This is a genomic window from Paenibacillus sp. NPDC093718 (genome assembly GCF_050279985.1).
Taxonomy (GTDB): Bacteria; Bacillota; Bacilli; order Paenibacillales; family Paenibacillaceae; genus Paenibacillus_AQ.
Map to the genome: position 1 here is coordinate 388516 of NZ_JBNNUS010000007.1, position 14681 is coordinate 403196.

General features: G+C 50.7%; 11 protein-coding genes. 1 reads left to right on the top strand and 10 read right to left on the bottom strand.

The window, feature by feature from the left end:
- Positions 1-240 precede the first annotated feature (240 nt).
- The 7 genes from ACQKPA_RS22470 to ACQKPA_RS22500 form a co-directional block, all read right to left on the bottom strand.
- Positions 241-2007, bottom strand: coding sequence for a glycoside hydrolase family 2 protein (locus ACQKPA_RS22470; RefSeq protein ID WP_427494729.1), 1767 nt, complete (start codon positions 2005-2007; stop codon positions 241-243).
- A 37-nt stretch (positions 2008-2044) separates the two neighbouring features.
- Positions 2045-4408 carry a family 43 glycosylhydrolase gene (locus tag ACQKPA_RS22475; protein ID WP_427494730.1) on the bottom strand — a complete coding sequence of 788 codons (2364 nt, stop codon included), beginning with the start codon at positions 4406-4408 and terminating at the stop codon, positions 2045-2047.
- A 122-nt stretch (positions 4409-4530) separates the two neighbouring features.
- Positions 4531-5367, bottom strand: coding sequence for a carbohydrate ABC transporter permease (locus ACQKPA_RS22480; RefSeq protein ID WP_427494731.1), 837 nt, complete (start codon positions 5365-5367; stop codon positions 4531-4533).
- A gap of 11 nt (positions 5368-5378) precedes the next feature.
- Positions 5379-6272, bottom strand: a complete 894-nt coding sequence (locus ACQKPA_RS22485) for a carbohydrate ABC transporter permease (protein ID WP_100537543.1) — start codon at positions 6270-6272, stop codon at positions 5379-5381.
- A 96-nt stretch (positions 6273-6368) separates the two neighbouring features.
- Positions 6369-7751, bottom strand: a complete 1383-nt coding sequence (locus ACQKPA_RS22490; protein ID WP_427494732.1) for an ABC transporter substrate-binding protein — start codon at positions 7749-7751, stop codon at positions 6369-6371.
- Between the two features lie 130 nt (positions 7752-7881).
- Positions 7882-8958 (bottom strand): GntR family transcriptional regulator, encoded by a 1077-nt coding sequence (locus tag ACQKPA_RS22495; RefSeq protein ID WP_427494733.1) that lies wholly within the window; start codon positions 8956-8958, stop codon positions 7882-7884.
- Positions 8959-9325: 367 nt separating this feature from the next.
- Positions 9326-10396: a GntR family transcriptional regulator gene (locus tag ACQKPA_RS22500; RefSeq protein ID WP_427494734.1), complete on the bottom strand. Its 1071-nt coding sequence runs from the start codon at positions 10394-10396 to the stop codon at positions 9326-9328.
- A 131-nt stretch (positions 10397-10527) separates the two neighbouring features.
- Between ACQKPA_RS22500 and ACQKPA_RS22505 the strand changes: the two genes are divergently transcribed.
- Positions 10528-12129: a sialidase family protein gene (locus tag ACQKPA_RS22505; RefSeq protein ID WP_427494735.1), complete on the top strand. Its 1602-nt coding sequence runs from the start codon at positions 10528-10530 to the stop codon at positions 12127-12129.
- A 136-nt stretch (positions 12130-12265) separates the two neighbouring features.
- On the opposite strand, the gene ACQKPA_RS22510 is transcribed toward ACQKPA_RS22505, so the two are convergent.
- The 3 genes from ACQKPA_RS22510 to ACQKPA_RS22520 form a co-directional block, all read right to left on the bottom strand.
- The gene (locus ACQKPA_RS22510) at positions 12266-13000 is read right to left on the bottom strand and encodes a hypothetical protein (protein ID WP_427494736.1); all 735 of its coding nucleotides are present in this window, start codon (positions 12998-13000) and stop codon (positions 12266-12268) included.
- Positions 13001-13174: 174 nt separating this feature from the next.
- Positions 13175-13909: a class I SAM-dependent methyltransferase gene (locus ACQKPA_RS22515; RefSeq protein ID WP_427494737.1), complete on the bottom strand. Its 735-nt coding sequence runs from the start codon at positions 13907-13909 to the stop codon at positions 13175-13177.
- A 125-nt stretch (positions 13910-14034) separates the two neighbouring features.
- Complete coding sequence (locus ACQKPA_RS22520; protein ID WP_427494738.1) at positions 14035-14673, bottom strand: hypothetical protein; 639 nt, start codon at positions 14671-14673, stop codon at positions 14035-14037.
- Positions 14674-14681 lie beyond the last annotated feature (8 nt).

The window sequence follows — 14681 nt, forward strand, 5'->3', positions numbered from 1 at the left end:
TTCGCTTACGCCAGGTCTATGCTTCGTATCCAGTCCATAACCGCTTACACAGGTCTATGCTTCGTATCCAGTCCATATCCACCTATGCCAGGTTAATGCTTCGAATTCAATCCATATTCGCTTACGCCAGGTCTATGCTTCGTATCGAGTCCATATTCGCGCTTACGCCAGGTCTTTGCTTCGAATCCAGTCCATATTCGCATACACCAGGTCTATGCTTCGAATCCAGTCCAAATCCACCTATGCCAGGTTTATGCGTCGAATCGCTTCCATATTCACTTTAGGTTTGCGCTCGATCGTCAGCAAGCCGTTCACTTCCTGCTGCACGTCCGTAATTTGCGTATAACAGAATCCGCTCACGTATGGCAAATTTTTAATCGCTTGCGTGATTCCTTCGTATCGCTTCAAAAATTCATCCTCGTTACGAACCTGATTGCCGTAGCCCCAACCCTCTTCGCTTGTAAAGGCGATGCCACCGTATTCGCTAATGATCACAGGCTGGCCTCGATAGCCATAACCCTGCGCAAATGGATAACGATGCGTGTTATGCGCGAATTTGTTGCCTAACAGCGCGTCTTTGTCCCGATATCGCTCTTCCAGCATAGCGCCTATCTCTTCATAATCGTGGAGTGTAATGATATCCGAAATCGTATGTTCCCAGCCGTCGTTCACGATGACCGGCCGCATCTGATCGAATGCCTTGGTCAAATGATAGATCGATTCCGTAAATTGCTGCTGCTTGCGGTCGGTGGCTATGTCGGTTATTCCCCAGGACTCGTTGAACGGTACCCATGCGATGATGGAAGGATGATTGTAATGCTGCCGGACGACAGCCATCCACTCATTCGTGAATCGCTCAACCGCATCGTCCCCGAATTCGTAGGTCGACGGCATCTCCGACCATACCAGCAGTCCTTTGCGGTCGCACCAATATAAGAAACGGGGATCCTCCAGCTTCTGATGCTTGCGCACGCCGTTAAAGCCGAGGGCCAGCGTTTTGTCGATGTCTTCCAGCAGCGCCTCCTCCGACGGAGGCGTCAGATGTGTATCGTTCCAATAGCCCTGGTCCAGCAGCAGTCTCTGATAGATCGGCGTATGATTCAGTATGACCTGATCCCCTACGATCCGGATGCTCCGCATGCCGAAATAAGAATAGGCCGTGTCGATCGGCTTTCCGTTTTGCTTCAGGATCATCTCGACGTCGTATAAATTCGGATGGTTCGGATGCCACGGCTTGATCTTCCACTCGCCCACGGCCTCGTTAACAACGCTCACGTCAACTGCTACGGTGCCGCGCTCTACGCTCGTTTCCGTCGACCGGATCAGCTTACCGTCAAACCGGATGATGGTCTGCAGGGTCAATCCGTCGTAGTCCTGCGCAGCGTTGCCCAGTTCATAACAGAAGTTTGCCGACCCGCGTTCCAGTTCCGGGGTTATTTTTACCCGGTTGATATGAATCGGATTCACGTACTCCATCCACACTGTCTGCCATATCCCCGTCGTCTGTACGTACCAGCAGCCGAAGTTGTCCTTCATCCAGCGCTGCTTGCCGCGCGGTTGGGTACAGCTGTTGCTGTCCACGGCTCGAACGGTAATCCTGTTCTCCCGGCCGGCCTCAACCGCTTCGGTAATGTCGAAGGAAAAGGCTGCGTATCCGCCTTCATGCGTGCCGACTTTGAGTCCGTTGACCCACAGTGTCGCCGAGTAATCGACCGCTTGAAAATGCAGCAGGATACGTTTGCCTGCTTCCGTGGCAGGTATGGCAACCATCCGCTCATACCATACGCAGGGATGGAATGATTCATCTGCAATGCCGCTTGCTTTCGTCTCGAACGCGAAAGGGACCGTAATTTTGCGGTCGGCTTCAAGACGGTCGTACCACTTGCCGCTTTCCCCTTCCCATGCGTCATCAAAACGGAAATCCCATTCCCCATTCAGATTTCCCCAGTTTTCACGCACCAATTGCGGTCTAGGATAGTCTTTAATATATTTGTGCGAGCTAGACATTATGTTCCACTCTCCATCTTCTGTTAGTTTATCGTTTCTATTTCGTACCCATGGATTCCACCATTAAGTCGCCGAGCTCGATCTGCTCCGCATGAACCGATCGCAGGCCTACTCTCCCCTGCATGAATGCCCGGGGATCATCATATGTCAGGACCGGCTCTTCCCCGTCCTGCACATATACACGAATCGTGCCTCGTACTGCTTCAATTCGCAAGCTTGCCGGCTCGTTTGCTTCAAGCGAAACCTTGACGCTGTGCAGCAATTCGGAATCGTAATTATGTTTGTACAGCTCAAGCTTCGTAGCGCTGACTGCAAGGAAATACCCCATCAGCGAATCGCTCACTTGATCCCGGAAATCCGACTCGTTAGTCACTCGAAAGAGCACACCCGCCTGACCGGACGAGTCGTCGCCCAGCTTCACGGTCGTTCGGATGCGATAATCGGTCCAAAGGGGGCTTCCTCCATACATCTTGGCATCGGAATCGGCTGCGCCGGCATACCCGCCGTCCGTTTCGATCCACTGGCCGTGAACATCCTCGGAGCTTGTTTGTTCCAGAAGATGCTCCAACTTGAACGATTGCATGTCGACCAGCTCGAAGTCCATCGTTTTCCATTCCATCGTATGGTCGTTGTCCAATTGAATGGCAAGGCTATGTAATCCCTTTTCGAGCTTTAGAGACCCAACCCGAATTTTAACCCAAGGTTCGCTACCGCTACCCGAGTAATGGCTGCCGTCAACTTTATAGTTTCCGGCTTTCTTATCGTCCACAAGCAGTTTGAAGGATGTAGGCTTAGCTCCGGCTTTGACCGTCAGGTCCAGTGCATACGTTCCAGACTCCGACACGTTCACGGCATAACGCAACCAGTCGCCTTTTTCCGTCAGCGAAGCCGAGTAGCTTCCATCCTCAGCCATCTTAATCGCCGTACCATCCGAACCACGCCACGCGCCTGCTTTCGATGGATGGCGGACCGAGAAACCTCTGCCTTCACCGCTTAAGTAGTGTACGGCCTCCATGCTGCCCGGAAGCGGCTTGACCGTTTCAAAGTCGCTGCTGCCGGAGGCGTGATTAGAAAATGCCGTATACGAAAAGCTCGCCTCGCCGGTTTTGTATCGATAACCGATTTTACCTGGTCCGAACGGTTCCGCCGATTGATCCAGCTTCAGAACCCCGTCCAGGTAAACCCGCAGCCGATCTTCTCCGCGCTCGACGCGAATCGTGTGCAGATTGGACCAATCCGTATCCACGGGGAGCTCTACCGTTGCAAGCACTTTGCGGCTGCCGTCCTGCATTTCACCTAAAGATAACCCGTTTTGCTCCGGATCGATTTCGGCGAATCCGTATTGATTTGCGTCCTGATACGCAAACAACGCGGCGACGGGGGCCTTCGATGGAACCAGGTTATATTCGACCGTGTACATTCGATCCGTGCCCACCTTGCTAATGATTTGTGCGCTTCCTCCAGAATCCGCTGCTTCCCAACGGCTTTGATCGATGGCAGCTACGTCCAGCCTATCAGCAAAGACCGGCCCTCCCGGGACGGGCTGATCATAATTCGTAGGCCCCAGAATCTCCATCTTGTCTCCGTTGAATACAAGCCGGTCGATGTTCATGCGGCGGACTGGCGGGCCTTCTTGGGATCTTCCCGTCAAGTTATGATATACGAGATAATAGGAATCCAGATCGGGACCCATTACCGTCGAGCTGTGGCCGAGCCCGTAAAAGTCCGGCTTGGTGCTGATGACGAGCGGATTGTTAGCGGGAACGTTATATGGTCCGAGCGGCGTATCATGCGACACCGCATAATGAATGCGGTAACCTTTGCTGAACACATGATTGCCAGTATAGGTCATATAATAGATGCCGTTCCGTTTGATGATCATCGACCCTTCTGTCCAATGCCCCAGATAGGGACCTGGAATCGTCTGACCTACACCGAAATCGGCCGGTCCGTCCATCGGAACACCGACAATGCCCGACGTACCTGCATGGGTAAACAGCCAGGAGCCGTCGTCGTCGATAAACACCGAGCCGTCGATGCTCATCCCGACGTTCTCGGAGATCCGTTCGAACGGGCCCGTCGGTGATTCGCTGCGAAACACATAATGCCCCTTTCCTGCCGGTGACGTATAGAGATAGAACCAGCCGTTCCAGTAAATCACTTCAGGTGCATAGGCGCCGGTCGATACGGGATCCTCCGTCACCAGCCCCGCATATCTCCAATCGACCAGATTGTCCGATACCCACGCCTTGATGCCCATCCGGTGATCCTTCGTGCTGACATACAGATAATAACGGCCGTCATGCCGCAGTACATACGGATCCCCGTTGCCGTAATCCTCCCATTCATCCTCTAGGGAAGGAAACGGATTTGCGTACATTTTTTCGTTGTAAATGTTCATATCGACCGCCTCCGGTTTCGTTCTTGAATCGCATCCCGACAATGCCAATCCGGCCGCTAATCCTAATGCGCCAAGACAACAAAGGATCTTTGACAGGCGCGGCATACTTATCGGCATGTGCCTCACCCCTTGATTCCGCTGATTGCCATCGACTCGATAAAGTATCGTTGGCAGAAAAAGAACACGATGATCACCGGCACCATGGCGATGATGGCGGCAGCCATGATCATTGGATAATCCGATTGGCCAATGTACATCGCCTGCATGGAAGCGATCAGCACTTGAATCGTTTGCTTCTCGGGCGTATGCAGATAAATCAGCGGACCGAGAAAATCGTTCCAGATGCCCATAAAGCCGAGGGCGGCTTGGGCGGCGAGCGCGGGCTTCATGATCGGCAGCGCGATCTTGAAGAAAATGCCCGGAAAGCTGCAGCCGTCGATCTTCGCCGCTTCGATCAATTCCGTTGGCATCGCACTTTGCAAATATTGCCTGATAAAAAAGATGACAACGATGTTGCCGAACAGGCCAGGTATGATGAGCGGCAGCAGTGTATCCACCCAATCCAGCCTGGAGAATCCGATATACTGCGGTATCATAACGACCGAATACGGAATCATCATCGTCCCGAGCAAACCCATGAACAGCATGCCTTTGTAAGGAAATTCGAATTTGCCAAAGGCATAGGCTGACATCGCGGACACCAGCATCCCAATCGTGAGGACGATCACCACGATGATCAAGCTGTTCATAAATCCATGCAGCAAGGGCGACTCCAGCCAAACCTTCGCATAGTTGCCGAACGTGATCGGTTCGGGAATCCATTGCGGAGGAATTTCAAATACGTTTCGCCGATCCTTCAACGAAGTCGAGATGGTCCAGATGAACGGGGCGATCATAAAGATCGATCCGAAAAGCAGCAGCAGCAGCGACCAGAGGTCCGTCATTTTTTCCCGTTTCACAGATTTCCCCCCTAGTCTTGGTAAACCCAGCGATTGGAAAGCTTGAATTGTATAAGCGTGACAACAAAGATGAGAATACCCAGCACCCAGGCAACCGCGCTTGCATAACCCATGTTAAAGTACTGGAACGCATGCTGGAAAATATAATAGACCACGGTGGCGCCGCTGTATTCCGGCCCCCCGTCTACCGCCAGCACATAAATTTGGCTGAACGACTGGAATGCTCCGATGATGCCCATGACCACGACGAAAAAATGAATAGGCGTGAGCAGCGGGATCGTAATTCGCGTCAGCTTGTGCCACGCACCGGCGCCATCGATTTCCGCAGCTTCATAATACGTCGAGGAGATGGATTGCAATCCTGCAAGGTACAGCACCATGTTCCCGCCGATGCCGCTCCACAGCCCGATCAGGATGAGCGAAGGCTTCACCCACTCCGGCTTACCCAGCCAGTTAGGTCCGGCAATGCCGAACGTTTCCCACAGAAAGTTGTTGAGCAATCCGTAATCCTGATTCAATATCCACTGCCACAGCAGTGATACCGCGATAATCGGCGATATGACCGGAAGATAATAAATCGTGCGCATGAACGAGATACCGGCGAATTTGCGGTTCATCAGGATGGCCAGTAGCATCGAGAGCACCATGCCGATCGGAATGCCGATCATTAAATAAATCGTATTGTACATCGATTTGTACACTTTCTCGTCGCCCAAAAGATCCTTATAGTTGGCGAGTCCCGCCCACTGCGGATCGGATAGCATATCCCATTTGTGAAAGCTGATATAGATCGAGAACAAAATCGGCACAAGGCCGAACAAAAGAAACCCGAGAACCGGCGGAGCGACAAACAGATACAACCACGCCAGCTCTCTTCTGCGATACCCGCCAAGCTTGGTACCCATATTCCATTCCACCTTCGCCTATATTTCGTTATGACAGGATGTCCGTACGGCGGGAGGCGCCGATATGAATGATTGACGCCACCTGCCCTTGCGGCATTATTTATTGCCTTTGTCGTACAGCTCCTGCATCTTCGGCTGGATCTGGGCCGTAAAGTCTTTCGCCGACATCTCACCGTTCCATACTTTGCTCGCGTTCTGGTTGAACGTATCCATCCACTGGGTATCCTTTGAGAAAGCTACCACGTCCGGACGTCCGTAATCTTGGATAATATCGAGGAATACTTGACGTGTCTGCGGTCCTTTGTCCATTTCCTTAAATTCGCCTTCCGCCATGTCGATCAGATTAGGAACCGCTTGGCCGAGCTGGTAGTTTTCGCGCTGTCCTTGCTCATCCAGGGACAGGAAGGCCGCCAAGTCGAACGCTTCCTGCGGGTGTTTGGATTTCGCCGAAACGGCAAATCCCATCGAGCCGAGCCAGGTCGCCGTTTGTCCCGTATTCGGGCTTGCCGGCCACGCCGCAATGTCCCAGCCGAAAGGCAGCTCCCAGAATGCAGGCTGATCCCATGGGCCCATCGCAAACATCGCCAGCTGGCCGTTAATAAAGCGGGTATATGCATTCATCGCTTGCTCGGCTTCCTGATTCGGGCTGACCTTATGCTTCAGGTTCAGGTCAGCAACAAATTGCATCGCCTCATAAAATTCGGGCTCGTTCACCTTTACCGTGCCGGTGGCGTAATCGATATATTCACCACCGTTGCCCCACACCGCCGATTCCAGACTGTAAGCGCCTACACCATATTGATCGGGCTTTCCGTCGCCGTTATCATCGACCGTCAGCTTTTGTGCTGCTTTCAGCATGTCGTCCCAGGTCCATTCGCCTGCCTTTGCGGAAGGGTAAGGCACCCCCGCTTCGTCAAACAAATCCTTGTTATAGACAAATGACCATGGTCCTACGTCCTTCGGCAGTCCGTACAAGTCTCCGGCACCGACCTTGCTGCCGTCAAAACGGTAGCGGTCCATCGCCTGCTTCCATACGTTATCGGGATTAAACAATGAGGTTTTATCCAGATAGGACTGAATGTTGAGAAGCGTTCCGGCTTCCGCGAAGCGGTAAAACTCGGGGCCTCCGACGTAGAATACGTCCGGAACCTTGCCGGAGCTGATCAGCGTCGTCATCTTTTGCGAGTATTCACCCGGCGGCACCGAAGTGTATTTAACGGTGACGTGCGGGTACTTCTCCTCGAAGGAAGCGATGAGCTTTTCGAAAATCTTCTTTTCGTTCGGATTGCCGTGGCCCATAAACTCAATCGTTACGGGTTCTTTTGAGTCCTGCCCGGCCGAAGCTTCGTTACCTGGTGTCGAAGTGTCCTTGCTGCTTGGAGCAGCCCCGTCATTGGGTCCGTTGCCGCCGCTGCAAGCGGTTAATGCGAACACCAGCAGCAGCATGATCATGCCTGCGAATTTGCTCTTCGATTTCATGCGATTCCCCTCTTCTATAAAAGATGTGGTGTAAGCGCTTTACGAAATCATAATAACTTATAATAATATAATTTTATATACTATATTTAGTATAAAATAGGCGCATTTCTCCGCTTGTCGATCTTTCGCTTTATTCTTTTACCAGCATGACCGGAACCACGATTCTTCTCGCCTCAAAAGCTCCATCAATCTGCTCGTTGAGCAGCTCTACGGTCAACCGGCACATATCCTCCTCGTTTTGGTGGATATACGGGACATTCGGCAGATCCGGCGGATCGAACGTGATCAGCTCCAATTCGTCCGGCACCCGTCTACGGGACGCAGCTGCCGCTTTATAAGCATTTCTGCACAGCTCCGTATTGGCAGTAATGATGCCGGTAATATGGGGGCTACCCTCTAAAAACGCCTTGATGTGTTCGACGGATTGACCCGACGCGATCTCCTCCAGCGGGAGGAGACACCATAAGCTTTTGTCGATCGATAACCCCTGCTCTAGAAAAGCCTGCTCAAACCCTTGAGCCCTCTCGTCCGTCACCGTATTCGTAATTTCGGGAGAGATGAACGCGATGGACGTATGTCCTTTGTTAAGTAAATACTCCACGGCTTCCCTTGTGCCGTTTATGTTATCCGAGCTTACGCTGTACGTCTTGATCTCCTTCAAGAACCGGTCGATCAGAACGAAGGGGAAACGGTCCAGCGAGAGCCTCAGGATCGAATCGTTGTACGTCTCATTTTCTACCGGAAAAATGATCATGCCGTCCACCCCCTGCTTGAGAAAGGATGAGATGGCCTTGGACTCCTCAAGCTGGGATTCACGCGTAATTCTCAGCATCACTTCATAGCCTGCGGCGGACGCGTACTTCTCGATGTTGTCCAGAAAGCGCTGGTCGACTTTTGTTTTCATCGTCGGCAGCACGAGCCCGATGCGTCCGCTCTTGCCCGGACCTGCTGTCCATTCTCCCAAATGATCAAGCGCGGAGGCGTTCTCCGGCCTGCTCATAACGAAAGTGCCCTTCCCTTGGATCCGGACGAGCAAGCCTTCCTCCATCAGTCCGACCAGCGCGTTTTTGCTTGTAATTTGACTGACGCGGTAACGTTCGGACAATTCCTTCTCCGAAGGGACCCGGTCGCCTTCCCGCAGCTTGCCGATGGCGATCAGCCGCTTGATATCTTCCTGAATTTTTTTGTATAGCGGCAGAGATTTCAATGCCCATCACAACCTTTATAATTTAAATAGTATATTTAGTATATTATTATAATATAACCTGGCATTTGTAAATGACCAAAACATCAATCGAGAGGATTCCGAAAGAGACTGACCGCTCTTATAAGCAAGTTATTCAGATGCATATCAACAGCAAACGCTTCGAGATGCAAGTCTTCTATATGATAAGAAAAACTTCTATCGACGTACATTCTCAGAAAACAGACCGCGTTTATAGGATGTTTTTCTTGTGAATATCAGGAAAGCCCATGCTTAGAAGTTTATACTTTCTGATATCTTCAAATAAAAAACGGTCTGAACTAAGTTCAGACCATTTCTTGGCGGGCTATTTCATTGATTCTTAAATAGTCTAGGTGAAGTCGAGATCATTCGGCCATATCCACTGGACTGGTACGACTTCACGCCTCGGCTCGTGCGTACCGGACAATTGTTCCGACAGCAAATCGACGACACGCCGACTTACATCATCCAATTGCTGACGGATGAAAGGAATGCCATCGAGATCCGGATCGTCAAACGCGGCCAGCTGAGGTTCGTTCCCCGCCCCCTTCCAAATCTCCCGAATGGCATAATGAGCATAGCGGGCCAATTCCGCGTTAACGGCAAAGACGGCCGTGATATCGCTCTGATCGCTCAGAAAACGAACGATCTCCCGTTGTCCGTTCCCCTCTGCTATGGTCTCCAAATCCAGCATGCACCACAGTGTCTTGTCTATAGGCAAGCCTTGTTCCATGAAAGCGGCCTCGAAGCCTTTGGCTCTTTCGTCCGTAACCGAATTTGTAATTTCCGGTGACAGGAAGGCAATGCGCATGTGCCCAGCAGCAAGCAAACTGGATATAGCTTCCCGAACGCCTGCATAATTGTCCGAGCTGACGCTGTACGCCTTGATCTCTTTCAAGAAACGGTCAACAAGCACCAAGGGAACCCGGTCGAGTGACAAACGTAGAATAGCGTTATTGTAGCTTTCCTGCTCGACAGGGAAAATAATGAACCCGTCGACTCCTCGTTCCTGGAACTGCTTGATCGCTCGGTATTCTTCCTCTTGTGACTCGCGTGTAATGCGGATCAACAGGTCGTATCCCCTATCCGCACAATAGCGCTCCAGACCGTCCAGCAGCTGCTGGTCGATCTTGGTTTTCATCGTCGGCAAAATAATCGCGATCGTCTTTTTCGCACCCGACTGAAGATGCGGCTCTTCTGGAATGACCAGCTCCCGAACGAAGGTGCCCTTTCCCCGATATCGCACTAACAAGCCTTCCTCCACCAAACCGTTGAGCGCGTTTTTGGATGTAATCTGGCTTACACCGTACCGCTGGGCCAAGTCCTTCTCCGAAGGTATCAAGGCGCCTGCTTGCAGCTCGCCGCTCTGAATGCGCCGGCGTATATCGTTCTGAATACGTTTATATAACGGTTGCTCCATGTCTGACCTCTCTTTTTACGTCAGTCCCAACTGAAAAATAATATATATTTAGTATATATTAAATGATATTAATTACGATACAATCCATTTTAGAAAGTGCTTTCTAATTCAGGTTGGGAGGTTAGTTTCATATGAAACGGAACAAAGGCTTCTGGAAGAAACCACTTTCGTTCGTCGTTATGTTTGCACTTGCTCTAACGGCAATTCCATTGTCGCCGGTTCATGCCGCTTCATCAGGCATGGCGTGGGCTTCGCAGCAAATTGCCATCTATACGCCGCCATCGGGAGGCGTATGGTATCCAAGGCTGCTCCAGCTTACGCCCAGCGAGTGGCTCGTATCCTTCGACACCAACGCTGGCGGAGGCAACACCCGCATAGTTGTCTCCAGAACGCAGGACGGCGGCTATACTTGGAGCACTCCGGTTACAGCTGTCTCAAGCAGCGCTGGCAATGTGGGGAACGGTCAAATGTTAAGGCTGCCGAGCGGGGAAATTTGGTTAGCCTATCGGCAGGTCGTTCAGAATGGCTCGACCTATGAGATCCAGCTTAACGTCCGGCAGAGCGTCGACGGTGGTCACACCTGGCGCGATTTACCGGGCGGTTTGATCGGGAGTTCAACCGCCTCCAGCTTTAAAGGTTTGTGGGAGCCTCATCTGGACATGATCAACGGCACGATTGCGGTGCTTTATGCGGATGACAGTCCGGCTGCGGTCGGAACGAGCGGGCGACAAAATTTGTATATGAAAACCTGGAACGGAAGCGGCTGGGGCAGCCGGATCACGGTCAGCGACGGAGTTGCCGCCGGCTCCCGTGACGGCATGCCGGTCATCACGCGAATGAACGACGGGCGGTATATAACCGTTTTCGAAGCCTCGGACGTTGCCGGCCACCCTTTTGTCATCAAATATAAAATTTCGCCGGACGGCTTCAATTGGTCGGTTCCCCGTCAAACGATGTACGTGCCCAGCGGCAATGGCAAAAAAGCGGGCGCTCCGTTCGTCGTAAAGCTCGCCGACGGTCGTCTTATGGCTGCATTCCAAACAGATGAAAGCAGCGCCAACACGGGGGATCCTTACTCATCGATGTTTACGATGATCAGCTCCGATAACGGCGCGTCATGGCAGTACAAAACCAACGTGTTTCCGGTATCCGATACGAAATCCTCCAACTGGAATGCGCTAATGGCCGTTGATTCCACTCGTGTTGCAGCCGTCACCAGCGCAACTTATCCGTCAAACGGCATCTATCTGCGCTTCGGGCATACCGTGACACCGCCGCAAACAAATCTGGTTAACAATCCCGGCTTTGAAACAGCCAATGTGGAGGGCTGGACTACGTACGGCGATGATTACCCGAATCGGATTCTTATTCATGGAGCCAATGACGGCGTTGGGCTTCCCGCTGCCGAAGGCTCATACTTTGTCGGACTCGCGGGCACAAGCGGACCTTCGACCGCATATGTCGGACAGACGATTAGCGGTCTCGATAACGGCACGTATACGATGCGAGCACGCATGCGCAGCAGCGGAGGCCAGAACAGCTGTGTCATGGAAGTGAAGGACTACGGAGGCAGCATGCTTCAAACCGGGTGTCCGGTGACGACGGTGTGGACGCCTGTCACGATATCCAATATTCAAGTGACGAGCGGCAAGGCAACGATCGGATTTTACGTATCCAATTCGTCCTCTTCCCAATGGGCGGATATCGATCAGGTCGAGTTCTTCCGAAACTAACAGGAATATAACCTCCGGCTAAAATGCATTCAAGTTGGTGAAATTGCTTCAATTCCAGGGCCGTCCATAAGTCATCGTAGATGGCAGTGGACGGTCCCCTGCTTATTGTAGTCAGCAAATAAATTTCCTCTTTGGCTTACATCTCTCCATACATGGCTTCCGACACAAGAAACGCTGTACCGTCGTATTCGTACCGCAGCCGGACAGCGACCGGGAATTCGCCAGGCGACACCTGTATCGGCACCGATGCATATAAGATGCCTCCCTCGACGTAATACCTAACCATGTTGCCAAGCGCGGGCTGATCCAGCCAAAATCCCGCGTCTTCCTCAATATATTCAAATGTGCGAGTTACCCCGTCCAGCGTGAATTGAAAGATCCGTTTTCCCGCTTCTGCTGTCGCACTATAACTAAGTCTGGATTTTACCGCAAGCACCGGATCGGCTGACATCACTTGTCTAAAATTTTCTGTAAGAAGTTTCAACTCCGATTCTCTAATGCTGGTACCGTAGCCGGTTGTAAAAATGATTGCAAGGACTTCCTCCTTGTTAATCTTTGCAGGCAGCAAAGCAACATCCGGATAGTAGGTTTCGTTGCTCACATTCTTCCAATCATGAAAGGTGTGTTCCATGTCGCCATACTGAACGTGGATGGAGCGGATCAATCCTTCTTTTTGGATCAGAGTTCCGGTTATCTTCAGGCCAATCTCCGTATCCTCCTTTAATATTACGGTATTCCCCTGTTCGTCTCCAGCTTCGATTTCGTTCATAGGTGCTCCCGTTTCGTCTATATCTATTTGCTCAATAAGCGAGATTGTCCGTATGTCCGATATATTCAGTTCCGCAGAATGCTGCATCTGCATCTCCCTCAAGTTGTTCGCCCCCTTACCAAAACAGACTCCATAAGGTCGATGAAAGTTCCCGAATTCTAAATGAATATTATCCGGCAGTTTAATAATGAGTGACCATCACCTTAACCGATTCTCCTCGTGAACTAAAAAAGACACCTGTTTAGGTGTCCCTCTGTTTTATTTTGCTCAAGCTGGTCAGACCTGCTTATCAGCGGCGATCAATAAGAAAATGGGGCGTCGGTATGCGTCATGCCATTCCGGATCCTGAATCTGCTCGCGTTCTGGTTTAAGTTCAGACATTTCCCTAAACTGGAATCCTGTTTTCACTAACGCATTTATCTGTGTGGCTATATTCCGATGGTACTTGGTGACATCATGATCAAGAAATCTAGATTGGCGTGCTCCTTCCTCATGATAGTGATCCAAAGGCCAATGCAGCTTCTTCCCGTCCGGGCTATAATACCAATCTTGTTCGGTCATAGCAGTAAACACGGGATGTTCAACTGAAAAGACAAACGAACCTCCAACCGTTAGACTCTGATATACCTTTTTACAGATATCCTCGAAATCACGAATGTAATGAAGTGCAAGCGAACTAATCACGACATCAAACTCATTTGCAGGGTAGTCAAAATCCTCTATTGCGGACTGCACATATTCTATATTCGTGTCATCGGTCATCAATCTTGCCTTCTCCAGCATGTTCCTTGAGATATCCACTCCGACCACAGACCGCGCATGCTGTTCTCTTACGTACCTGCAGTGCCACCCGAATCCGCAGCCGAGATCAAGCACCTTTTTATCACTAAGATCCGGAAACATCGATCGAAAGGCATCCCATTCTCCTGCACCTTCTAATCCTTTGATGGAACGGGAGAGTTGATTGTAATTTTCAAAAAATCCCTGATCGTCATACTTGTTTTGCTTCACTAAAATCTCCCCTTCACGTCTTTTATAATTCCACCCCATTATATTGATCCTATTTACAGTTCTCAACGCCAGACTTGATTCTGCTTTAAACGTGATCTTGGATCGATCATTCTAACTCAAACCGTTTATTCCATATCTTCATCAAGACGTAACGTGAATACAAGTGCCCACTCCGTTTTTGTTAACGAATCCGTTGTAAGATCCGCTGTATGTATTTCATTGGAACTTGTAGCATGCATGCCAAATACATGTACCGGCTGATCTATCGTAAACGAACGTGGGCGCGTATCCTGAATCAATCCTTCTGCCGTCAACGTTTTGTCCCAAGGAATGGTAAAGATAGACAGGCTTGATCCCGAATGAGAATTGGTGTTGACTTTAATCTTTTTGAACTCCTCGAGACCTTCTATGGATTCCGTGTCCACGGATATGATTAGTTCTACTTCGTTGCTGTCCTTTTCCTCGTCCGAACTGTAAAACAAATCTCCGATCGACCCTGCCGAATCTACCTTCTGCCCGTTCTTCCAAATATCTATATCCAAGCTGACATTAGGTTTATTTCCCTCATACTTTAATTTAAATGCACCCGTCATCGGACCGAGGAATAGCTTAAACTTTGCGGCTTCCCCTTGGAACAAATCCACGGGTGTCAATTGGATTTTGGCTGTTGCCGAATTGTTCTCAGGTGAGATCTGCTCTTTGGTTCCAGTAAAGCACCCCGTTAGAATCATTAAGGCGATTAAAATACACGCTTTAAATCTCAATGTCCTAC